The organism is Metabacillus litoralis (assembly GCF_007994985.1).
GTDB lineage: Bacteria > Bacillota > Bacilli > Bacillales > Bacillaceae > Metabacillus > Metabacillus litoralis.
The window spans coordinates 1-22,584 of sequence record NZ_VOQF01000024.1 but is presented as its reverse complement, the minus strand read 5'-3'; the positions used below and the strand labels follow the sequence as shown (position 1 = coordinate 22,584).

The window sequence follows — 22,584 nt, the reverse complement described above, 5'->3', positions numbered from 1 at the left end:
TATTGGGTAGCTTTGATCTTAGAAGGGATTGAAGCTATTTTTGTGGAACTTATTCAACTATAGAAGCAGTTTAGCTGAAGAAGGGATTTTTTTTATTTGTGAAGAATTTTTATGTAAATACCTTCATAAAAAGATATCTTTTAGCTTCCCTTCTCCTGAACTAAAGAAGAATACGTTTTTTATCGGCATAAGTGTTAAATACTCTACTCCATTTTAATCATTCAACGCATTATGAAAATCTTATCTATAAAATTGAGGTGTGTTATGAAAAAGTATGAAAAAATGTTAATTGCATTAAAGGATGCTGAGTTTAATTGTTTTTCAAATAAAGGTGATTGGCTTTACATTGCAAATAACAGAGATACAAAAAAGGGACTTTTCAGATTACCTAACTACATACATTACTTTGTATCAATTAATGATCAGCGCATGCCTTCTGAAATTGGAGTAGTGAAAAAAATAAATGGTCAGATTACTGCAAGAGGACTAGCAGAACTCGATTATAAAAGCAGGAAAAAGGACTTAACACTTCTAACTGATGAAACTGTAAAAGAATATGAATGGTTTTTAGAAAAAGTTAATGCCCAACCTGAACATACTCCAATGGCGGTGACTTGGTTGGAAAAAACATTCCCTAGAAAAGAGAAAGAACTGAGGGTACATAAAAAGTTCTTTACGGGACTTTCAATAGAAGAAAAAAAGGAATTGTTTGAATTTGAATTTTAATAATTCATTATTCAACTAAAGGGTAGCTTTAGTAAAAATGTACATCAAAATACATTGAGCTTGGAGATGCATTTCCTAGCTCATTTTTATGTGTATTTTTTATTCCAAAAAAACGAATATATTAGCACTTAGAATGCGTAGTCTCTCACTCTTAAATTATCGGCGGTTTCCCAAGTTCCATGTACACTTGCCAAGATAAGCATTTGTTTTTTCTTGCTCAAATCACTTTCCATTTTTCTATTATCCAGGAATTGAAACCACACTAAATAGAGTTGTAAATACTTCGTAGAAACACCATTAAAACGGCTTATCCATTTCTTTAAACGGGAATGGTAATTATTAATATTATTGAGGTGATAGATGCCTTTCTTTACATATTCTTTCATACTACCGTTTATGATGACATGCTCCATATCGTTACTAGATGTATATGATTTGTAAGAATTGTGAGCATCAGAAATAAGCACCTTATCACTCTTAAAATGAGATGTAAGGGTGGTGTCAATTTGGTCCATTAGAATTCTACCTGTACCGACTAGCTTTAAAAGTGTAGTTCTGTTTCTGTCTCTAGTTACTAAGACACAGACTTGTTCATTAGATATACCTCTTTTGGTAGCAGTACCTCCACGTTTTCTTGGTTTTCGATTCGGAATAACTCTTCGTCCTTTATGGCTTTCTAAGAAATATGTTTCATCTACTTCTACTAATCCTTCAAATATACCGATATTTTCTTTTGCGAGAGCAGACAACACTTTATGCCGCCAGTAAAAAGCAGTTACGTGAGTGATACCAATTTTTAAAGCTGTTTCACGAAGTGAGAGACCATTCAACATACACTCAATATAAGATTTTTATAAGGGATCGTTTTTTCCGTAGTAAACATTTTAATACGCAGTAGAGTTCCTCATTTTGTTAAAAATGTAACCGGCTAAGGAAACGTTGATAGCGTTGCAAATATAAATTAAATAATTGGACACCTTAAAATAATAGGAGGTGTCTTAAATTGCTTGAAAAATTTATATATAGGATGGGAATTGTAATTGCTATAATATCTTTTCCAACTTTATTTAAACGTTCATCATATAAACTCTGGGTTCCATTCTTTATTTGGAATGGCTTTGTTAATGTATTGTTTAATTCTTATTTAGTGAAAACAAATAAAGTTAAATATCCAATTAGATTTAAGCCTAGAATATTTAAAATAAATATTGTCTATGATGTTCTTGTTTGTCCATATTTGTCTATATGGTACTGTCAATCCACTTATAACGATAAACTCCCTACTATGATTAAAAAGCTGTTTTTATGGGGGATACCTCAAGGTGCTTATGAAATATTGCTTGAGAGAAAGACTAATTCGTTAAGATTTAAAAGAGGTTATGAATGGTATCATTCTTTATTTTTAGTGTTTATAGTAAAAATATTATCCAGGTTAGCTCTTGAGTTGATAAAATCTTATATATTCAAGAATAGAGTTCAAATAAAAATGAAGCCACCTAATCAAAAGTTAAACGAATCCTAAACATAATGATAAAATTTGGGGGATTTAACTTATGTTGATGACTACTTTCTTTATAATACTTACTGTCTCAGTGTCACTTGCTTTAACGCTACCATTATTGCAAAATTGGTTTACTAAAATAGAAATTTTTTTATTATTTATGTTTACTTCGTATTTTTGTCAGAATATGTTTTACACAATTTCTTCCCCATATGACAGAATTTCTGTTGTTACAGAGCATTTTCCGTTTTGGACTGTCCGCTTACAATATGGAGCTGTTTTTGCAATTACTCTCTTATGGTTAATGGCAGTATATCGATCCAAAGCAACATTGTTTAAAAAGTTGTTAGCTACATTCTCGTGGATATTGTTGGGAATCATTGTTGAAAAAACATTTTTATTTATTGGAGTTTTACGGTCAGACAGTATAACTTGGTACCCATCATTAGATATGTTTTTTGAAATGTTGGTAATATTATTAACTCTTTATTTTAGTAATTTTCTCTACAGTACTTTGAAAAGAGAGAGGGTTATATAATGAATTTCTTTGAGAGAGCTTATGAGATATTAGAACCGATATTACCACGAAAATTTGATGAAAATGAATGGTTTACGATATTCATTACAATTCTAGTGCTTTCGGTTTTTACTTACTTACATAAGCGATATAACACTTTATTAACTACCGAAATTATCGCAATATTATTATTTAATCTTTTATATACAACAGTTGGAGATTACTTCTTAGCAATGGAACCTTATGATTTATATGATACAGTTGACCATGATAGTGGGGAATTAATGGACATACTATTGCAAACTATAGTCTATCCGTTTACACTACTTATCCTAATGAACTATTATGCAGAAAAGAGCCTTAATAACTTGCTCTATATTATGTTTGGAGCAGGGTTATTACTTGGATTAGAGTGGGTAGGAACTGAATTCTTCAATCTCTTTACTTATAAAAAATGGAAATTATGGTATTCTTTGATATTTTATATCCCTGTAATGATTTCAAATATCTTTTTTTATAATAAATTTCATGGATACATAAAAAGCCAAATTAGGGGAAACTAAAATTGATTTTATGTTAGAGATTAGCTTATAGAAGAAAAACAATAATACAAAGTCATTGCTGCGCAGTACAAGAATACTATTCAATAAGAATAGATTATTCAAAAATCGAAACGCGAGTGGTAAAATCTAATTCAAATTATTTCTAACTAAACTAAGTTAGATACTTTTCCCTTGGATATAATAATGGTTAGGAAGAGAGGGAGGAAACTCCCTATTATTCTTGAAGATTCAACTTCGTGTAAAATATCTATTAACACAACTAAATTTGAGTAGTTAAAACGTCTTAATTCCTTGACAGTACTGGAGTTGAAACGTTTTTTTTATTAGATCAGTTAGTAAAAGATAAGTGTTATTAACACGTCTTGTGGGTGAGATTCCAGATTCTATCTCTTAATCGGCAACAAAAAGTATATAGCGTAACCCATTTAATGAGTAGAAGACTTTAAACTATGCAGCAACTATCGACAATTTTGGAAAATATAAACAACAATTCGTTATCTTCTGTTATGATTTAGTTAGAAGATATGTGATATTGTGAAGCTTTTCACTTAAACTAACGGAGCAGTAATGTTTAATAAAGGGGATATAAAATGGAACTGAAAATTGAGTATTATGTTCTGGCTTTGCTTGTAATTTCGTTTGGTTTTTTCTCTACTGTTGGTGGTTTCTTGGGTGGGACAAGTGAGGCATATAGAGACTTTTTACTAACTATTGCAGTAGTTCACTTTGTCATGTCAAAACTAATAACAATAAAAAAGAATAAAGGGCAACAAGAACAATAATTTGTTTTATTAACAGGTGCAAGAGTGAAACTAGGGGTTGTCGATGTGGCGGCTTTTAAAGGCGGTACAGTTGAAGTATATTTGAAGAAAAAAGCACCCTTTTAAGAAGGATGAATCCTCCATTCATAGTTGCTTTTAGTATGAGTAATTTAGAAATTTTTATTAAAGTAACGGGGGCGAGTGTTCAATGGAGCATTCGTTTTTTGACTATCGAAGCAGGTTAGACTAAGAAGGAATAATATCCTTACTTGTCGAATTTTTATTAATTAACTGAGGAGGATAAGTAATTTGAGAGATTTGTTAGGGTATTTTCTTATAGCACAGGCGATTATTACTGGGATTATTGTTTATTCAATACAACAATTGTCTGACTCGATTAAAGCTTCAGCATCATATATGGCATCTAACGAAGGCTCATTGAGTTGGGGCACGGATTTTGGAATGCCAACAGTTGCTTTAATTTTACTATTCGTAGTTACTGGATTAGGTTTATTCTTGATAGTAAATAAAAAATAAATATTGCCAATTAGTTTAGTTTGTTAAGAGTTGTACTTAAACCATCGGGAGCGATGCTTTAATAAGGCATCGTTTTTTCTTATCGAACTAAAGGTGCAGTTTAAGAAGTTCTTGTCCCAATAAAGTGAAGTTTAAAATGTAGCTATTCAGTGATATTTTTTTTCTCTTTTCATATATATGAAGGGAATTTGAAAATCATTGGTGGTGTGAAAATTGAGAGTTCCTGAGTTATACAATCAAAAGTCTTGGCAGTTTTTATTGGTAGGAGTTTTTATTGGTTCTCTAATTAGCTGGTTGCTATTCCTGTATTTTTTTGGACAACTTCAGGACAAGCAGTTATTAAAAATTCAAGAGTTACAAGGTGAAGTTGAATCATTAAAAAAAGATAAAGAAGTTTTATATGAAGACATTAAAAATGCAAATAAAAAAAGTCTTGAACTACTTACTTTACAAGAAATTAATGTTGAAATAATTAATGCTGAAAAATATCATCTAACTACATTTGGAGAATATAAATTAAAACAGAATATCCGTAATGAAATAAGTTCTTTACTAACAAATAATATTAATGGTATCACAGAAAATATGGAGATTATTATTAAGTCTATTGAAAATAAACAATATCTTATTGAAAACAATGTTTTAAAAGTCAAAGTATCTAGATTTGCCCTTACAACTACTTTAACAATTAAAATATCAATCATTAATTTTGAGCAAAAGTAAAATTTCTTTTCTCAACTTTAGGTGCTTTGCTTTTAAAAAGGAGTAAAGCTTTTTTTCAACTATCGAGTGCTAATCTTCAAGAAGGAGATTAGCTTGTCTTAGTAAAGCAGGTTAGTTAAAGAAGGATTCCGTTTTTATGTTAATCTGTATTTATCAATGTTGTTTACTTGAGGTGGAATGATGAAACGTGCAGTAGGAATATTTCTTAGTTTTTCAGCTATACTAACATACCTCCTTATAGATACTCTTTATTATCCTGTTGAGGAAAGTATAACAAATGATAATTCGGGAGTTACAACAGTAACATATAACTATCCTTTGATGTATTGGTTAATTTGTTTTATTTTAATAATTACTTTTATTCTTGGGATATATTTTATTTTAGCAAAGGAAAATCAACTTGAAGAATACCCATTCAGTGATGCTTCAGACCAATGAAATATATACTGTGCAAGAGTTTAGATAATGGGTTGCGGCGGCAGCCTTCTTTCTTTAGGGTTCTTCAACTAAAGGGCAGTTTAGCTGAAGAAGTGATTTTTATATTTGTGAAGAATTTTTATGTAAATACCTTCATACAAAGAGATCTTTTAGCTTCCCTTTTTCTGAGATAAAGAAGATTATAGAATAAGACGTTTTTTATCAGCAAAAGAGTTAGATATTCCACTCTATTTTAATCATTCAACGCATTATGACAATCTTATGCTACAGAATTGAGGTGTGTTATGAAAAAGTATGAAAAAATGTTAATTGCATTAAAGGATTCTGAGTTTAATTGTTTTTCAAATAAAGGTGATTGGCTTTACATTGCAAATAACAAAGATACAAAAAAGGGACTTTTCAGATTAGTTAACTACATACATTACTTTGTATCAATTAATGATCAGCGTATGCCTTCTGAAATTGGAGTAGTGAAAAAAATAAATGGTCACATTACTGCAAGAGAACTAGCAGAACTCGACTATAAAAGCAGGGAAAAGGACTTAACACTTCTAACTGATGAATCTGTAAAAGAATATGAATGGTTTTTAGAAAAAGTTAATGCCCAACCTGAACATACTCCAATGGCGGTGACTTGGTTGGAAAAAACATTCCCTAGAAAAGAGAAAGAACTGAGGGTACATAAAAAGTTCTTTACGGGACTTTCAAAAGAAGAAAAAAAGGAATTGTTTGAATTTGAATTTTAATAAAACTTTATTCAACTAAAGGGAGCGAGTGTTCAATAAGAGGATTCGCTTTTCGACTAACGGAGCAGTTTAGTACAAGAAGGATGTTCATTTCTTAATACGTAGTAGAAGAAAAATGCGTATTAATGTTTCTCCATACTTAAATATCTTTTCTTGTAATTGCAATTAGTCTGATACTTAAGACAATAAGACAAATCGTGACCGTTATAATATAAAATGCTATACGATTACTATCTAAAAATATCAAAGAAAAAGTATAAAACAAAGCTAAGATTATATTTATACGTAGTTCATTTTTAATAAGTAACTGCAACCTGCTTCACTCCTTTATCTTTAATTATAATTTAATTAAGAAAACGTTCCAACTAGAATTTGTTTTACTGAGTAGCTCGCCTAAATACTGATAGATAAGATCGGGAAATGAAAAAGGGCAAGTTAAATGCCCCAGTTTTTAAAGTATTCAAAGAATCCCATATGCATTGGGAATACCCATAAATATGCACCCAAAAGAGCTACTCCACCTAATAAATAGTTGTCAATTGATTTAGGGAGTCTATTAAATATCAGTTTATAAATTAGACAAAGACCACTAATTGTAACTGCTAATACAATAAGTGGGCCAACAAACATCATAAGATTAAAATCCACACCTTCAATTATATTCATGGAATAACTCCTCTTCTATGTAATTAGTTATATCTTACTAGAAATGTTGAATTTTTTCATTATTGATTACAAAATATGTGTTGCAGTTTGTAGAAACTATGGAGTTGGGAGGTACCACCTTTTGAACTGTTATTACTGTGAAAAGCAATGTGAGGGTTTTACTCTTTTGTTACGACGTAGAGAAATGGCTTGAACATTATGAACCACAGTAGAAGGTTACTAAAGAGCAGCTCGAACAAAACAAGGAGTTTTCTTAATTCGCAATCCAAGGATACTATAAAACATAGATTTTTCAACAATCGAAACGCGGCTGTTGAAGTATCTAACTAAACTATGTTAGATGCTTTCCCGTTGATTATAATAATGTTTAGGAAGATAGGGAGGAAACTCTCTATTACTCTTAAAGCCTAAACTTCGTGTCAAATATCTATTAACACAACTAAATAAATAGGTGAAACGTCTCGAATCCTTGATAGTACTGGAGTTGAGACGTTTTTTTATTAGCTCGGGAACTAAAAGATAAGTGTTATTAACACATCTTGGGGGGAAAACACCAGAATCTATATCTATTTTTCGGCAACAAAATCAGGATTTAGCATAACCCATTTAATGCCTAGTTGACATATACTGCACAGTAGGATTTACATAATTGTGGAAAAAATGAACAATAATTTAATATCTTCTGATAAGATGATAATTAGAAGATAAGTGATATTGTGAAGGTTTTTACTTAAACTAACGGGCAGGTTAGTTTGACAAGTTGTCGAATTGAAAGCGGGGATAAAATGGATGAAACACAATGGGATATACAAGAAGTTAAGTATTTAAAAAAGATGCAATTAGTCCAAGGCAATCTTGCAATGCTGTTGTTATTCGTGCCTTTTGGTTATCTTGCTGAGAACGGAAAGCCATTACTCCTCTTTGGAGCATTTTGTGTACTTTCTTGGATAATAGTAGCTATCACGTTGTACACCCTAAAGACAGGAAGACCTATCGGTACAAAGACGAGTAGACGTGTGCGGGTATTTGACAGAAATCGTTTGGGAGAGAAAAGGTGGAAGCGAAGAAAAATAACTGAGATTGTCTTCATCAGTGTTATAAGCGTTTTTCTTACAGGTTTCATTTTTGTTATGGATTTTGACACTGTAAGATTGGACTTTCCTATCGATGCTTTTCCATTTATCGGTGCTTGGATAGGCTATAACATCGGAGAGATTATCAGAATGAACAATTTGTAAGGGTAACCGAAAAATAAGTAGAAACTCTTCTTCAAGTAACGGGTGCGAGTGTTCAATAAGAACAGTCGCCTTTTCGCTAATGAAGCATTTAATTGAATAAAAGGTGAAAATTAAATATAGGTTTATGGTAAAATATACATATTTATACCAATAGAGGAGATATAGAATGGATATTACTATCCTGGCAGTTTCACTAATCATTTTCTTATTAATTTTTAAAGGAGTGAAAAAAGGTACTATTACTTTTACTTTTAAAAAAATAGCTCTTGGATTAGTTTTAACTCTAGTAATAATTAATGTAGTAATGTTTTTTATAATGTGAATATTAAAAAGATAAGCACATGATTTCATGTGCTTTATTTTTAGGTGGTTTAAATGAAATGGTGTGTTACTTCAATAACGGAGGATCGCTTTTTCCTTATTAAAGTAACGGTCAGGATTGTAAAACAGTTAATATTAGCCTTTATTCCGCAATCGAAACATATTGTGGAATAATATATGTTAACCTCAACCAAATTTGTGAGGAGTTTTTGTGAAAGGGGTGACATTTTGAAGAACAAAAAATTAAGGATTGCTTGGATAATACCTAATGTATTCTTTTATCTAATGTTAATAGGTGCATTGATTTTTGTGGCTGTTAATGCAAAAGGGATTAAGGAAATTGGCATGATGTCACTTTGGATATTTATTTTATTTGTGCTTTTTGTAGGGTCTGTATTAGGAAGTATCCGAATCTGGTATTGGATTGAGAATGGAAAAATGTAATAATTCTTGTTAAATTAACTTTGTGAACTAATGTACTTAAAGTAACGGGTAGCTTTTCTTAAACAAACTAAAGGCTGCAATCATGATCATTTCCTTGATCTTCAACAATCAAAGCGCTTATCTTGAATAGGTCAATAGTGACTTATAAATATTGTATTTAGGCACAATTCACTACAAGGATTGTGCCTCTTATAATTAAAGAGGATTTGGATTCGCAGTAGAGAATAACTTATAGACTACGATTGAAGAAGGGATAATTCTATGAGAAAAGTTTACATATCAATTATTTTTATTCTTATTCTACTAGGCTGTGAAGCAAATAAGTTGGATAAAGAAGAAAATAACATTAGCTTACCTAAAAACATTCCAAGTTACGTGAAACATGATGATATAAAAGATATTGATTGGAGTCGAAAGGCTAAAGAATTTGATACTGGAACCGGCAGTAGTGATATGTTCGGCAACAAGGGTAAGATAGGAATTATTGGTCCTATTTTAAAACCAAATAAAATTGAAAAATGGATGTGGCATTTTTGGGGAGTTAACGAAGGAGAAATGACAGTGGTGGGTGTAAACAGATCCACAACTAAAATTTATCCGATTTTAACTAATGGTGATTTAAAAGATGATAAATTCTGGTCGAAAAATTTTGCAGGACCTAACAATGGAGCTGATTCACATACTCCATCAAATGTTATGGTTAGTGAAGCTGGAGAATGGGCCTTTATGGTTTATGTAAATGGTAACTTATTTGATACGGTAGTAATGGAGATAAGAGAATGAAATTAAAAGAATCATTTTATTCTTCAACAATCGAAGCGCGATTGTTGAAGATCTAATTTCACATTTTATCCAACTTAACTAAGTTAAATTCTTTTCCAGTGGGATATAATAATAAACAGTTTTGAAGAGAGGGATGACGAGTGACACAAAGGGACTAATTAGAAATAAACGTTCTTATTGGTGTTGCAATGTATAGATTAAGTACTTTCGTGTCTAAAACAATGACACAAAACGTCTCAAATCATTGACAGTACTGGAGTTGAGACGTTTTTTAATTAGCTTGGGAACTAAAAGATAAGTGTTATTAACACGTCTTGATGGATAAACACCAGATTCTATCTCTTTTTCCGGTAACAAAACGAGAATTTATCGTAACCCATTTATTGCGTAGTAGACATATACTGTGCAACAAATAATTTTGTTTATGAAGGAGTGTATTTTGTCATAGAGGTTTTATTTATCGTAGATAGGTTATCAAGCAAACAGACCAATCTAAACCAATCAAAAATTGGTTGGGAGCCTTATTAAGGTGGAAATAGAACTGTTAAGCAGTTGCACATGAAGAGGCTCATCCAGATTTTAATAAATTAGGTATTATATAGTGTCTTAACGCGTAGTTGGATGACATTACATCTAAGCTACCAGCAATGTTTGAGTGGGAGTAAGAATGAAAAATTAGTTGGAATGAATACCCCTATCTAACAAGGTTTTAGATGTTATAAAGTTAATAAAAATATTTAAGAATCACTTATTCACCACTAATAACCCACCAGAAAAAACTGGTGGGGTCCATATTTCTTACAACAGACTTTTTAATGATTGTTTAATTTAAACTAAAATACTAGCTGATTGTCTAGGATCATAAAGTAGATGCTATTCGATTATATTCTTCGTATATATATGTTGTTCCTCCTAATTCTTCTATACCGTATTGCTTGTAAATTTCTTCAAAAATAGTATTGAAGACTTCCTGATAAATAGAGCCACCTGTGATTAATTGTATCTTTTCTAAAATAAGGTAAGCAGTTTCTTTGCTTTCTATATTTTCATTATCATTATTTAATATAAGAGATTTTAAATTATGACCTTGTAAATAAGAAACTACTTTTTCTGACATCTCATTTGTTTCTGTTCTTTTTTTCCGTGATGCCTTCATTAAATATAAAATATGCTCTCATAATAATTCTTCATTTGAAATTTCGTTTATTTCATCTAGCATAATTTCATTTTCAATACTTGTATAAGCATAATTATTGTATTCATCAATTAAGCCTTTGATTTCTTGCGGTTTAGTCATATTTAGCATCCAATAACCACTGAGTTGAATTCCTGTCCATTTCAATGTGAAATAAGCTCGAATCCATTATATTTATAGATTCGAGCTTATTCATTTATTAAGATATTAATCAATAGATAGAGAAGAGTACTTACTCCGCTACTATTCATTGAACCTATTATAAGATTTTCACATATTCAAATAAATCAATGGAAAATATAGTTTAATTTACCTAATGTAATTCCCACCTATAGTTTTGTTGTTATTTAATGCTTCTATTGGCATGGTGCTATTTTCCTTTTTTTATATACTTTATTAAAATACCCAAATAAATGGAAAATAAATGTTATACTGACAGTGTTCTGAAAAATATTTACATTAGGAGGGAATTATGAGGAAATTAAAAAAGAGTTTGTTTTATCTATTAGTTGGAATAATTGTGATAGCGTTTTCAAACGGGGGTGTTGTGAATGCCCAAGTCAATTCCATGGAAACAGAAACAGATGATTTTTTACAACAACAAATGAATCTCTTGAAGCCTATTAAAGACGAAAAACAAATTAAGAAGTGGAGCAAATATCTCTACAAAGCTATCGATAAAGGTAAATTAGAGCTTCAAGGAAATAATTATGATTTTGATAACCTTAGTTTCTTCGAAATGAAAGATAGTTCTACTGTATCTATTTCAATACCAATAAAAAGTCCTGATCATCACGATATAAGTAATGTAGCAATTCATATTGATGAAAATAAAAAAGAATTGATAGCTTATACAGAAATAGAATTAAAACGTTCAGAACAAAATACTTTTCAATTAACAACTTATTTAAATGGAGAATTAGAAGTTGATGAAGTTTATTCAGATCCTTTTATGACAGCAAGTGAGTTTGAAGAAAAAAAGAATCAAGAAATTAGACCTATGGGTGTTGATTGGGGCGGAGTTGCAGATTGTTTAGATATGCCTAGAGCTGTGTTGCTTAATGTTGCTTACATTTGTGGGAGCGTCTGTGTTGTTACCCTAGGTGCAGGATGTGTTTGGTGTGTCGGTATAGCATTAGGTCTTGGTGGTGGAGCAGCTACATCTTGTTTAGGTGATAATTGGAGTTAATAAAGGGGGAGCATTTTAATGAGTAATTTTAAAAAATCTAAAAGAATAATTTTTATTCTACTAGCAGCAATATTGTCACTAACTTATATCATTCCTAATGATACAGCATTTGCAAAAGATCGAGAAAATATGAGTGCTTTCGATCAAACGATGCTAGCACAAGTGGAAAAGTTAGTTGAAGTATCAAATGAAAAAGAAAAGGGTAAATGGCTTAAGAAAGCAAAAAAGGAATTTAGAAAGAATTTAGAAATTAACTCTAAATCTACTGAACTAGATTTTAAACAGGCGAAAGTATATTCATATACAGATAATGATTACATTACAGTAAGTATTCCAGTAATTAGTTCAAAACATTATGGAAAAGTAAGTAATGTAAATATTAATTTTTCAGATTTTCACACAGTAGATTCTTATTCAGAGTTGTTAGTACAAAAATCAGAAGTTGGAACTTTTCAAACGGTATTCTATATTGATGGAGTAGAAAAGTATAATGATATCTCTGATGAGCCGTTTTATACGGCTGAAGAATACAAAGAAAAGAAAGAAAATGTTATTACTCCGTTAGGTCTGGATTTTAATGGGACAATTCAGTGTTTAGCACTACCATCAATAGTTGGTTGGCAATTAGGAAATATATGTGCTGTTGCCTGTGCTACGGCTGTTTTATGTATTCCTTGTCTTGCTGTAGCAACTGGATTTGGAGTTGGTGGAGTAGCTACTTGTGTATATGAAAATTGGGATTAATAAAAAGTAAAGAAAATAGGAGAGGTTCAACTTGCTAATACTTTTACCTATCATTTCTGTATCTACTTTAATATTTATTATAGTATATACAATAAGAAAAAAATCTGATAGAAAAAAAAACATTATAACTGTAGTTCTTTTACTTTTAGCATCTCTATCTGCATTAATAGCTTTTTTCGCTAACTCCTATTTTACTATTATATTCTTCATAATTCATGTAATGTTGCTATTTGTGGCAGTAATTACGGAAATCAAATTAAATAAGAATAACATTGGAAGGTTTTGATTTGATTAGAAAAAATCTATATCAAATTATTTCTTGTTATTATTGCTAGAGTAGATGTTCCAAAATCCTTTTGATCTATTAAAGAGTTTAATAATTTTTAATCGAATTCCTAAAAAGATGAATGTGGTAAGCAATGGGTCAAACCTTCTTATCATATTTATCTTTTTTGTTAAATAAAAAACAACAAGTGTTGGACTACTAATCTATTATATTCATCTCATTAAATAATGATTATTACAGCCCTAATTCCTTTCGAGGAGTTAGGGCTATTTCTATTTGTAGGGATAACCATGAAGCATTATGCAAAGCCAACAAGTCAACCCAATCTCGTAAAAGAGGAACCAATCATCATCGTCCAGCAAAATGAGTCAACATTGTCACGCTCAAATTCGCGAAGGAATCTAGCCTACTCTACAAGGAAAGAAGTATTCGTTCACCAGAGGACGGCTATAACCTCCTCAAACAGTAAAAATAATTCTAATATCCTGTATAATACGAGTATTTCAAGGTATACCACTAAAGTCCCAAAAATTGAATATATTGCTAGTTTCTAGTAAAATTGTCCTCGTACTATAGCTGACGCAAAGAGATACAAAATTCAAGGATGTTGATAAAAGTTCAGTCGCATCAGGATATATAGCTTCAGCTGTTGAAGAAGGGATTATAAGTGGCTTTCTTGACAATACATATCGTCCTAATGAACCTGTTACTCGTGCACAAATGGCTATCTTCGTATCATGAGCTTTTGATCTAACAGAAGAAGTTGAAGTTGCATTTACAGATGTGTATGAAGGGCAAGCTGCGTATACACATGTTAAAAGAATACTAGCAGTTGGAATAACTGCAGGTTTCCCAGATGGTACTTATCGATCAAATGATATTGTTACTCGTGCAAGTTATTCTGCCTTTTTAGCAAGAGCGTTAAACGATACATTTAAAGTGGAAATCCCTAATAGCAAGGATTTGGATGTTAATTTCCTTGATGTGTTGGACAAGGAGATAGTACGTTAATTGAAACTCCAAATGGAAAAACAATTCTTATAGATGGTGGTCGTAAATCAGCTGGGTCTAAATTAATTTCCTTCTTACAGGAAAAAGGAATACAATCAATTGACTTATTAGTCGCCACCCATCCTGACGCTGACCACATTGGCGGTTTAATAGATGTATTAGAACAAGTCGAAGTTAAAAAAGTTCTTGATTCAGGGAAACCCCATACAACTCAAACATATATGGAATATTTAGCTTTAATCGATCAAAAAAACATTCCATTCGAAGTTGCAAAAAAGGGATCGTTTATCACTTTAGATAGTGATATTAAGATACAAGTATTAAATAGTTTGAATTCAAGCGAAGATCTTAACGACTCTTCAGTTGTCTTAAAATTGACGTATGGAGTAGTAGACTTCTTGCTTACTGGAGATGCAGGAATTGAAAACGAAGCAGATATGGTTGCTAATTATAACCTAGAAGCAGAAATCCTAAAGGTTGGTCACCATGGATCAGATACTTCAACTTCACAACCTTTTGTAAATGAAGTAGATCCAGAGACAGCTATTCTTTCGTACGGTGAAAATAATTATGGTCACCCAAATGCTGGTGTCGTTAAAAGATTAAGAAATATTGGTGCCGAAATATACTCAACATTTGAATCGGGAGATATTGTGGTAACAACAGATGGTACAAATTATGATGTTTCTGCATTGCCTTCTGAAGAAGGAGAGGACAGTACAACTCCTTTACCCGATTTAAAGGATGGTGTTTTCATTTCTGTTGGTGATTTTGAGATGGAATACGTCACTATATTAAATAACACAAATGAAAATGCAGATCTTTCGAATTGGTATTTAATAAGTGAGGAAGGCAATCAGTGTTATGATTTTCCAGAAGGTACAATAATTGAATCAGGTTACTATCTCGATGTACTATCAGGTCCAGATGCATATGATTCACCTCCGTATAAACAAATGTGGACTAAATCATACATTTGGAATAATAGTGGCGACGCTGCCTTACTATATAACTCAAAAGGAGAGCTAGTTAGTGAATTCAGGTAGATTTTCATGTGTATACACAGTTGACCGGTTTGAGAAGGATATTGTTGTCCTTTTATATAGAGAGGATGAATCTATTAAGATAGAACTGTCCAAAAATGATATTAATATCTCAGTTTCTGAAGGGGATATATTGAATATAACTTTTGAGGGTAGTAACTTAATTAATATTGAATTTTTAATACAAGAAACAAAAGAAGCTAGAGAAGAAGCGGAAGAATTATTGAAAAAAATACTTGATAACTAATTTTAACTCTACCCTCCGTTAATGAGAGGGTAGAGTTTGTATTATATAAATAGATTGGGTTTCACTTCTAGCTCTGGCATATGAAAAGCACCTCACATTCATCGTACCAGGAGGCAATATGTGTTAATATACGTTGTTTGATTATGCCTTACAATACATAAGGTAATATGTTGGGAAAGTTGGAACGGATATGATATTACTAAATTTTGATTTTATTAACAGCGAATTGTTGGAAAATACAATACATTATTTAACCAATGAGGAAAAGGCAATGCTAGTAAAAGAAGGAGAACATTGGGGTTTTAATGGAAAAGGCTTTAAGAATAAAACAAAACTACTAGAATATATGTGTGAACAAGGGTTACTGCATAAGAAAGAATTTATAAAAAAACTCACCAGTTCTTCTCGGAGAACAAATGATGAGACGATAAAAAAGTTATACACACTGTTTAGTAAGGAAACTCCGCTTTATATTGATACGGAAAAAATATATAGGTTAATGCTTTTAAGTAGTAATTTAATGTTGAAGTCAAACGACAAAATTTGCTTTACGATTATGTTTGAAAATCCTTATGAATATTGGACTGGTGCGCAAATTGTACAAAAAGCAAAATATAACAATACGTTGCCACTCAGTAAGGAAAAAATAGAACAAAGTTTAAATCGTTATGTTGAGGGTGAGAATCCAATAATCATGCGTCAGAATAATGCTGGTGAAATGCAATACGCAATTAATTTCACAAACTTTATCTATTACATTACACAATTTGATAAGAAAAAATAGGTCACAAAAACTGGGAGTCTATAATTTCTCCACTATTTGATACTATATCACTTGTAAAGTAAATACATTTTTGAAAGGTGGAATAACATGGATACGCAGCAATTTATACAGATTAATGATTACCAATATGATTTTAAAAATGAATCTTCTAAGGAAAAAGTCAAGCAGGAGAGAGATCCAGTTAAGAAGTTTTTAAAATATAAGTTAAGTGGTTCTGCTTTTGACTGTGATAGAAGCGAGTTAGCTAAAAGCTTATATAAAAAAATTTGGAGACTATCTGATGAACAGCTTGCAAATTATGATTTTGATACAATGAATTCATTTTATCGTATTTATCGTCTACTATTATTGGCTTATGATAAAGAACAGGGTAATTTATATTGGAAATCAAGTGGTATTTCCAATTATAAGTTAAGATATGAATGGTTGTTGGACGAATATGATTATTACAAGGAAATAAATGAACATGAAGAAGTACAAAAATTCGCAGCGTTAACACATTCAATCGGAAATTTCACATTAGTTCCGAAAGGCTTTAATACTAAACGAAATGCATTATTTGATGATTATTGGGATATAACGCTAGAATACTTTTTAAAAGAGGTTGGTGAAGATGCTTTTCTACAGCAGTGCCAAAAGTTTAAATACATAGGAGCATATCTAGATAATAGTAAAATTCAAATGTACTGGAATGGACATACAATGAACAATAAAAAAATGCCATCAAATTTTAATACAATACAAATTCTTGAAGTAATTAAGAAAATAAATCGTTCCATTGAAATTCGTGGTGAAGAAATGCTACAAGAGTTAATCGAAATGGAAAATCAAAAAGCTATTTTTTAAAAAATACTATTTCGTTAGCGTTACAACCTAGCACTTTCTAGTGCCTCATAGTTCTGAAAAATAATAAATGGAGGTTTTCAACATGAAAGATACTATTAAAGCGTTACTTTTTGATTTTTCTAAGGAGAACTTGGATGTGGATATAGATGATAAATTTAATATAACTTTAGGAAATAATATATTAAACGATATCCTTCGGTTTGAAAAGGGCAATTTTATCGATAATCCTTTTGTTCAGTTAACTGAAATAGAATGCGAATTAGATAGCCATAACTTTGTTAGTAATGAAAAAATGAGTAACATTCTTGGAATAGATAAAAGTAGTATTTGTTTTTATCAGATTTATACTCATTTTTTCAGAAGAATGTATTTATCTACGATAGGAAAGTCTCCTGCTACGTTTCAAGTCAAATTTATCATTTTGGCATATAAAGAAATGTTTGAAAAAGCAGAACCTATCTTTGATATACGTTTTAAAAGTTATGTTGATGATGAGGAGAAATGGTCATCTTGGCAAGCGATAGCAGGGAAATTTATTGTTGCTCAAGAATATAGATTCGGTCCCGGAGGTATAGCGGAGGTTTATAATTCAATGACTGAAAAGGAAATAGAAAATTTCAAACAAAATTTTCAAATTAGGTATAGTGGCTCTATAGTATCAGAGTTAGGGATGCCAAATACACTACCTAGAATTATAAATGATCCTTTTAGTTCCGATTTAATAAAAATTATTGACCCAAATACTTTTCAGATATTATTTGATTCACAAATACTTCGAGGAAGTTCAAGTGAAGAGAGCGGTGAACTTTGGCAGATATTCGATGAGCGATATAGATAACAATTGCAAATTACTTTTAGGTAATCGTTTAATGGAAATCAAAGCCTTGATAGATAAGGAACGATTCATGTAGGGTTTTATATAATAAGCAGAAGTATCTTGGAAGGGTCTATTGGGATGGAGAAAGTCATTTCTATACATACGGTACTGTAGAAGAAAGCGGTATTTCCTTGAAAAAGATGAACCTAAGCATGAATGGAGAGAAGTATTTGTTAACCTTTAAAAAATATCTAGAAGAAAAAGATTGTTTAACTTTCCAAGAAGCAGAAAAAATCCATTCACAATTGTTGAATTCTGCAAATATTACAGATAGTGACTTTCAAGAGTTTTGGGATGTATGATTGAAGCTGCAATTATTTACGTGAATACTCGTGCTAAATGGAGTGTGCAAACGTTAGAAGAACGTCGAGATATTGATGATTCCAGAACACACCAACACAATACTTTCATGATAAATTTAAAAGTAATTGCAACTTATATGAGACAACAAAATTTGAGTTCAGAGTGGTTTGATAAGTTGGGAACTATCGAAAATAATAGAAAAAGATTTGGAGATTTTGCTTGCTACCTAGTATATATCAATTCGTTAAATGCAAGGTATTGGGTTTTCGTATTGAAAAAATCACCCCTAAAAAAGTTAAATATATGAGTGAATAGCTTACCGGATGAATTAAAAAGCAGTAGCTTAGGGATAATGAGTTTCCTTTTCGGGAGAGAATATTTTGCATGCATCTCTCCGTAATTTTAGGAACTTAATTAACAATACTAATAAAGAATGAACTAAAAGTTCATTCTTTGCAATAGAAAGGAAGACGAAATGAGTCAAAAAGTATTCATTATTTCAGATACACATTTTTCTCACAACAATGTAATTACTTATGAAAATAGACCATTCAAAGATACGAATGAAATGGATGAATATATGATTAAGAAATGGAATGATGTTGTTTCTGAAAATGACCTAGTGTTCCATTTAGGTGATGTATCAATTAGTGGAGCAAAAAAGTCAGAAGAAGTATTAAAGCAATTAAATGGTAGAAAGATCTTAATTTTAGGGAACCATGATCGCCTTACAAAAACAAAGTGGAGAAAGTTGGGGTTCGAACCCCATGGACATTATTTATATAAAGACTTTCTTTTAACACATATTCCAGTTGATGAAATACCTTTAAAGGTAGCAGTAGAAGAAGGATTTTTAAAGGGGAACATTCATGGGCATACACATTCTAATAATCAACATCTACCAAGAGAATTATACAAATGTTGTTGTGTCGAATTAATCGCTTACACCCCAGTTTTGTTTGACGAGTTTGTTAGTATTTAATGGGCAGGTGTGCGGCCGAGCCTAGGTCGTATCATATAGCGGGTGGGCTTCCCGTCCAGTAAGGACTAGTCATTCACTCGTAGCGAGTCTTGGAGGGCTAAGGGTAATACGCAACGTAGGATACCCTTTAGTGATTCCCGATAATGACATAGACACTTTGAACCTGGAGCAACTGCTCTAGGTTTTTTCTTTTGATCCAGGTGTGGAATTACGTTTGTATTTTACTAGATTTATATAATTGCGAAATAGTTGGTTATAGCGCTGGAAAGCGCAAAGACGCAGCTCTAGTTCAACGTGCCTTCTCATCTATCAAACAGCCACTAAGAAAAATTAAAATATTCAATACAGATCGAGGGTCTGAGTTTAAAAACGTCGGAATCGATGAGTTACTTACTAAATATAAGATTAAGAGATCTCTAAGTCATAAAGGGAATCCTTATGACAATGCCGTGGCAGAAGCCACATTTAAGATATTAAAAACAGAATTAATTAAAGGAAAGCAATTTCAAACCCTTGAACAACTAGCTCTTGAACTTTTCGATTATGTTAATTGGTACAACAATATTCGCATGCATAGTTCATTAGGCTATTTAAGTCCAGTAGAATGTAGAATTTCTTCCCTTAAAAAAGTTGTTTGATTTAGTGTTGACTTACCATAATCTACTTTAAGTTTTATTATTCATTCTTTAATGTTCAAATCTACTTGTGGTGCTTTTGGGTATAATTCATTAACTAGTAGTACCAGAGCTTCATTCAACTCATATCGTGCAATTTTCCCCTTGTACTCTAAACCATGGAAGTAGTCAATAGCACTATCTTGGTTGTCGAATACGCGATTCTCTTTATTTTGTAATATAGATGTAAGATGAAGATCATGTAGCCTATCAAAAAAAATAGGAAAGCCCTCTGCTGAAAGATACCTGTTAAACGACTCTCTCATATCTTTCCTCATGTAGCTTGCTTCATTTTCAGGATGTGTAATTTCTCTTATGGCTTTTATCGCTTCGCCATTCAGCCCCATATATGAACAGGCTTTCTCCATAGAGAAGGAATCTTTATCAGTTTCACCAGTGAGATAGCCAACATCTAGACGAAAGAAATCTGCAATTAAAACCATAGTATCGTATTTTGGAAAGCCGACTTCTCCATTTTTAATTTTGGAGCCTGTATTCATCCATCTGCTAACATCTTTTTGGCCATAAGTAGTTCCATATTTATTGTTTAAGGCTTCAGCAAAGGAAGCTTGAGTATATCTTCCTGCATCCATACATTTTTTTAATCTAGTATTCCAGTACGTCGCCTTTTCTTTTAATAAGTCATTCATGTTATAAATAACCCCCGTTCGAGATGAATTATATACCCTTAGTAAGTCTTGTGCAACTTAAAACATCGCGATATTATTATGTTAGGAAGGTCCAAATAAACAACAGAGAAACTTTTTCTTGCAAAGGAACGTGTTAACATAAAAAAGAATAAAGGAGGTAATGATTGAAATGGAAAATAACAAAAATGAAAAAGATTACGCAGAATATAATCATGTTAACAAAACGGTTAAATTCGGTGGTAAGCCAGCAATTATTTTTTCAGTGTCTGCAGGTGTCTCTATAGTAGGACTTGCTGGAGGAATTATATACACAATGGTTAAAAATCCTGAAGCAACAAAGGAAGTAGCAACTAACGTATTAAGGAAATTAACAAAACATGCAGCATAATAACATCATTGATAACCTTGGAAAAAGCCACTAAACATTTTGTAGCGGCTTTTTTCATTAACTTCTTAAAGAGTTTATATTTATAATGTTAAGATTTTATAAATATTGGTATAAAAGCAACTAGAAAACAAAATTCACTTTCTTTGTGCTAACTGTGTGAAAGAATGTACTTTAACGGGTGCTTGTGTTTAACAAGAAGAATAACAACAGATTTAGTTGTTCGCAGTACAAGGATACTGCTAACTAAATACACATCATTAAAGACGATCACTTTTTAAGTTGATCGTTTTTTCGTATTTAAGTCTTTCTGTGCAATAAAAGTCTATTGTTTTAAAACACCTGGTATCGTAAAAAGCTTGTTATGGATGAAAGATGTCATGATATAATACAATAAATGTAAAAAAAAGGATGAGAGTATTGCAAGAGGCAAATTATGAACAATTATTTTTACAAGCGGTATCAAATAAAATTAACTCTGAAACAGATTATACAGCAAGATATGGTGGTAGTAGGGACTACTTTGTGGGCTATCAATTTTTAAAAATGAATTGGAGATTTGTCTTTGTTTATAAAGAATATCACCACGCAGAACTATTTATTGAATCCTATCAAAAGGAATTTGCAGATAAAATACAATCTGTTTTTAATCTATATAAAGACAATATTGAATTACTCGTCGACCATAAATTGCACTTAGTTCCGGGTTCGAGAAATCCATTTTTACTTCGACTAATGATTAAACTAGATTATCAAGATTCTGAACTCACACGAGATGAAAGAGTTCAAGAATATGTAGATATATTCAAAAAATTTAAAAGTTCTCTTGAACTAATTTTTATTAAATAAAAGCATAAAAGAAATCTAATTAGTTAAGAGTGAATGTCATTAGAAACAAAAAGCGACGTAGGGGTGAAGTGATGAAATCGTTTATTAAATCAGCAGCAGCTTTAACTTTTGGAATCGTAGCAGAGATTTTATCCGAAAGAGGAAGTGAGAAATTATTTAGTATTAAATGTTTAAAATGCGAACGTATTGGTGAATTAGAAGATAGATTTTATAAAAGAAGTGGGGATATAGAAGTTGATACTGCTAACGAATACACAGTTGTTAATGCTGACGAAAACTTTGTATCAATTGAATGCAAAGAATGTGGAAATAAAATATACAGTTCAGAATATTAATGCACAGTACAACGATACTGTTCAATAGAAAAAGGATCTTCAACAATCGAAGCGCGAGTGTTGAAGATCTAATTTCACATTTCTTTCTAACTATACTAAGTTAAATACTGTTCTAATTGGATATAATAATGTAGAGTTTTGAAGGTTAGGGAGGAATCTCCCTATTATTCTTAAAGTCTTAACTTCGTTTAAAATATCTATTAACACAACTGAATATGAG

Annotated in this window: 31 protein-coding genes and 2 pseudogenes; 28 read left to right on the top strand and 5 right to left on the bottom strand. The window is 31.4% G+C overall.

The window, feature by feature from the left end; genetic code table 11:
* Positions 1-264: 264 nt before the first annotated feature.
* A complete protein-coding gene (locus FS935_RS22090) occupies positions 265-726 on the top strand; it encodes a hypothetical protein (RefSeq protein ID WP_146950777.1) in 462 nt (153 codons plus the stop codon).
* A gap of 128 nt (positions 727-854) precedes the next feature.
* Here the strand turns inward: FS935_RS22090 and FS935_RS22085 are convergent.
* Positions 855-1,571 (bottom strand): annotated as a pseudogene (locus FS935_RS22085) (IS1595 family transposase); the annotation flags it as partial.
* Positions 1,572-1,729: 158 nt separating this feature from the next.
* Here FS935_RS22085 and FS935_RS22080 point away from each other — a divergent pair.
* The 8 genes from FS935_RS22080 to FS935_RS22045 all read left to right on the top strand — a co-directional run bounded on the left by FS935_RS22080 (position 1,730) and on the right by FS935_RS22045 (position 6,512).
* Entirely contained in the window at positions 1,730-2,248 is a 519-nt protein-coding gene (locus FS935_RS22080) for a CBO0543 family protein (RefSeq protein ID WP_146950776.1), read from the top strand.
* A 31-nt stretch (positions 2,249-2,279) separates the two neighbouring features.
* Positions 2,280-2,765, top strand: coding sequence for a hypothetical protein (locus FS935_RS22075; protein ID WP_146950775.1), 486 nt, complete (start codon positions 2,280-2,282; stop codon positions 2,763-2,765).
* A complete protein-coding gene (locus tag FS935_RS22070) occupies positions 2,765-3,307 on the top strand; it encodes a CBO0543 family protein (RefSeq protein WP_146950774.1) in 543 nt (180 codons plus the stop codon). Before FS935_RS22075 ends, FS935_RS22070 begins: the two co-directional genes overlap by 1 nt.
* Before the next feature lie 590 nt (positions 3,308-3,897).
* Positions 3,898-4,089 (top strand): hypothetical protein, encoded by a 192-nt coding sequence (locus tag FS935_RS22065; protein WP_146950773.1) that lies wholly within the window; start codon positions 3,898-3,900, stop codon positions 4,087-4,089.
* 288 nt (positions 4,090-4,377) lie between these two features.
* On the top strand, positions 4,378-4,605 hold the full coding sequence (locus tag FS935_RS22060; RefSeq protein WP_146950772.1) for a hypothetical protein: 228 nt from the start codon (positions 4,378-4,380) through the stop codon (positions 4,603-4,605).
* A gap of 213 nt (positions 4,606-4,818) precedes the next feature.
* Complete coding sequence (gene ytrI, locus FS935_RS22055; protein WP_146950771.1) at positions 4,819-5,328, top strand: sporulation membrane protein YtrI; 510 nt, start codon at positions 4,819-4,821, stop codon at positions 5,326-5,328.
* A gap of 180 nt (positions 5,329-5,508) precedes the next feature.
* Positions 5,509-5,766, top strand: a complete 258-nt coding sequence (locus FS935_RS22050) for a hypothetical protein (protein ID WP_146950770.1) — start codon at positions 5,509-5,511, stop codon at positions 5,764-5,766.
* Between the two features lie 284 nt (positions 5,767-6,050).
* Entirely contained in the window at positions 6,051-6,512 is a 462-nt protein-coding gene (locus tag FS935_RS22045; RefSeq protein ID WP_146950769.1) for a hypothetical protein, read from the top strand.
* 435 nt (positions 6,513-6,947) lie between these two features.
* Here FS935_RS22045 and FS935_RS22040 read toward each other — a convergent pair whose 3' ends face one another.
* Positions 6,948-7,178: a hypothetical protein gene (locus FS935_RS22040; RefSeq protein ID WP_146950768.1), complete on the bottom strand. Its 231-nt coding sequence runs from the start codon at positions 7,176-7,178 to the stop codon at positions 6,948-6,950.
* 752 nt (positions 7,179-7,930) lie between these two features.
* Here FS935_RS22040 and FS935_RS22035 point away from each other — a divergent pair.
* From FS935_RS22035 to FS935_RS22025, 3 genes are all read left to right on the top strand, one after another.
* Positions 7,931-8,416, top strand: coding sequence for a hypothetical protein (locus FS935_RS22035; protein ID WP_240050997.1), 486 nt, complete (start codon positions 7,931-7,933; stop codon positions 8,414-8,416).
* 549 nt (positions 8,417-8,965) lie between these two features.
* A complete protein-coding gene (locus FS935_RS22030; RefSeq protein WP_240050996.1) occupies positions 8,966-9,181 on the top strand; it encodes a hypothetical protein in 216 nt (71 codons plus the stop codon).
* Between the two features lie 261 nt (positions 9,182-9,442).
* Entirely contained in the window at positions 9,443-9,964 is a 522-nt protein-coding gene (locus FS935_RS22025) for a DUF4871 domain-containing protein (RefSeq protein ID WP_146950766.1), read from the top strand.
* Between the two features lie 859 nt (positions 9,965-10,823).
* Here FS935_RS22025 and FS935_RS22020 read toward each other — a convergent pair.
* Together FS935_RS22020 and FS935_RS24325 are read right to left on the bottom strand one after the other, a co-directional pair.
* Positions 10,824-11,081 carry a hypothetical protein gene (locus FS935_RS22020; RefSeq protein ID WP_158638688.1) on the bottom strand — a complete coding sequence of 86 codons (258 nt, stop codon included), beginning with the start codon at positions 11,079-11,081 and terminating at the stop codon, positions 10,824-10,826.
* A gap of 57 nt (positions 11,082-11,138) precedes the next feature.
* A complete protein-coding gene (locus FS935_RS24325) occupies positions 11,139-11,261 on the bottom strand; it encodes a hypothetical protein (RefSeq protein ID WP_275669641.1) in 123 nt (40 codons plus the stop codon).
* 370 nt (positions 11,262-11,631) lie between these two features.
* Here FS935_RS24325 and FS935_RS22015 point away from each other — a divergent pair, with 370 nt between their 5' ends.
* From FS935_RS22015 to FS935_RS21950, 13 genes and pseudogenes are all read left to right on the top strand, one after another.
* The gene (locus FS935_RS22015) at positions 11,632-12,348 is read left to right on the top strand and encodes a hypothetical protein (RefSeq protein ID WP_146950764.1); all 717 of its coding nucleotides are present in this window, start codon (positions 11,632-11,634) and stop codon (positions 12,346-12,348) included.
* An 18-nt stretch (positions 12,349-12,366) separates the two neighbouring features.
* A complete protein-coding gene (locus FS935_RS22010) occupies positions 12,367-13,092 on the top strand; it encodes a hypothetical protein (protein ID WP_146950763.1) in 726 nt (241 codons plus the stop codon).
* Between the two features lie 862 nt (positions 13,093-13,954).
* On the top strand, positions 13,955-14,119 hold the full coding sequence (locus FS935_RS24515; RefSeq protein WP_146950784.1) for an S-layer homology domain-containing protein: 165 nt from the start codon (positions 13,955-13,957) through the stop codon (positions 14,117-14,119).
* A gap of 42 nt (positions 14,120-14,161) precedes the next feature.
* Entirely contained in the window at positions 14,162-14,389 is a 228-nt protein-coding gene (locus FS935_RS21995) for an S-layer homology domain-containing protein (protein ID WP_146950762.1), read from the top strand.
* On the top strand, positions 14,389-15,435 hold the full coding sequence (locus FS935_RS24080) for an MBL fold metallo-hydrolase (RefSeq protein WP_338036943.1): 1,047 nt from the start codon (positions 14,389-14,391) through the stop codon (positions 15,433-15,435). The genes FS935_RS21995 and FS935_RS24080 overlap by 1 nt, the downstream gene beginning before the upstream one ends.
* Positions 15,422-15,679 carry a DUF3006 family protein gene (locus FS935_RS21985; protein WP_146950760.1) on the top strand — a complete coding sequence of 86 codons (258 nt, stop codon included), beginning with the start codon at positions 15,422-15,424 and terminating at the stop codon, positions 15,677-15,679. Before FS935_RS24080 ends, FS935_RS21985 begins: the two co-directional genes overlap by 14 nt.
* Positions 15,680-15,950: 271 nt before the next feature.
* A complete protein-coding gene (locus FS935_RS21980; protein WP_158638686.1) occupies positions 15,951-16,463 on the top strand; it encodes a hypothetical protein in 513 nt (170 codons plus the stop codon).
* An 87-nt stretch (positions 16,464-16,550) separates the two neighbouring features.
* Positions 16,551-17,309, top strand: a complete 759-nt coding sequence (locus tag FS935_RS21975; RefSeq protein ID WP_146950758.1) for a hypothetical protein — start codon at positions 16,551-16,553, stop codon at positions 17,307-17,309.
* Positions 17,310-17,391: 82 nt separating this feature from the next.
* Entirely contained in the window at positions 17,392-18,147 is a 756-nt protein-coding gene (locus FS935_RS21970; RefSeq protein WP_146950757.1) for a hypothetical protein, read from the top strand.
* 209 nt (positions 18,148-18,356) lie between these two features.
* Positions 18,357-18,488: a hypothetical protein gene (locus tag FS935_RS24320; RefSeq protein WP_275669640.1), complete on the top strand. Its 132-nt coding sequence runs from the start codon at positions 18,357-18,359 to the stop codon at positions 18,486-18,488.
* Entirely contained in the window at positions 18,485-18,796 is a 312-nt protein-coding gene (locus FS935_RS21960; protein WP_240050995.1) for a hypothetical protein, read from the top strand. Before FS935_RS24320 ends, FS935_RS21960 begins: the two co-directional genes overlap by 4 nt.
* Before the next feature lie 168 nt (positions 18,797-18,964).
* The gene (locus tag FS935_RS21955) at positions 18,965-19,471 is read left to right on the top strand and encodes a metallophosphoesterase (RefSeq protein WP_146950756.1); all 507 of its coding nucleotides are present in this window, start codon (positions 18,965-18,967) and stop codon (positions 19,469-19,471) included.
* Between the two features lie 203 nt (positions 19,472-19,674).
* Positions 19,675-20,109: pseudogene (locus FS935_RS21950) on the top strand (IS3 family transposase); the annotation flags it as partial.
* Positions 20,110-20,150: 41 nt separating this feature from the next.
* Here FS935_RS21950 and FS935_RS21945 read toward each other — a convergent pair.
* Positions 20,151-20,795, bottom strand: coding sequence for an XRE family transcriptional regulator (locus FS935_RS21945; RefSeq protein ID WP_146950754.1), 645 nt, complete (start codon positions 20,793-20,795; stop codon positions 20,151-20,153).
* Positions 20,796-20,964: 169 nt separating this feature from the next.
* Between FS935_RS21945 and FS935_RS21940 the strand changes: the two genes are divergently transcribed.
* From FS935_RS21940 to FS935_RS21930, 3 genes are all read left to right on the top strand, one after another.
* The gene (locus tag FS935_RS21940; protein ID WP_146950753.1) at positions 20,965-21,183 is read left to right on the top strand and encodes a hypothetical protein; all 219 of its coding nucleotides are present in this window, start codon (positions 20,965-20,967) and stop codon (positions 21,181-21,183) included.
* 417 nt (positions 21,184-21,600) lie between these two features.
* Complete coding sequence (locus FS935_RS21935) at positions 21,601-22,029, top strand: hypothetical protein (RefSeq protein ID WP_146950752.1); 429 nt, start codon at positions 21,601-21,603, stop codon at positions 22,027-22,029.
* 71 nt (positions 22,030-22,100) lie between these two features.
* Positions 22,101-22,364: a hypothetical protein gene (locus tag FS935_RS21930; protein WP_158638685.1), complete on the top strand. Its 264-nt coding sequence runs from the start codon at positions 22,101-22,103 to the stop codon at positions 22,362-22,364.
* The last annotated feature ends 220 nt before the right edge of the window (positions 22,365-22,584 follow it).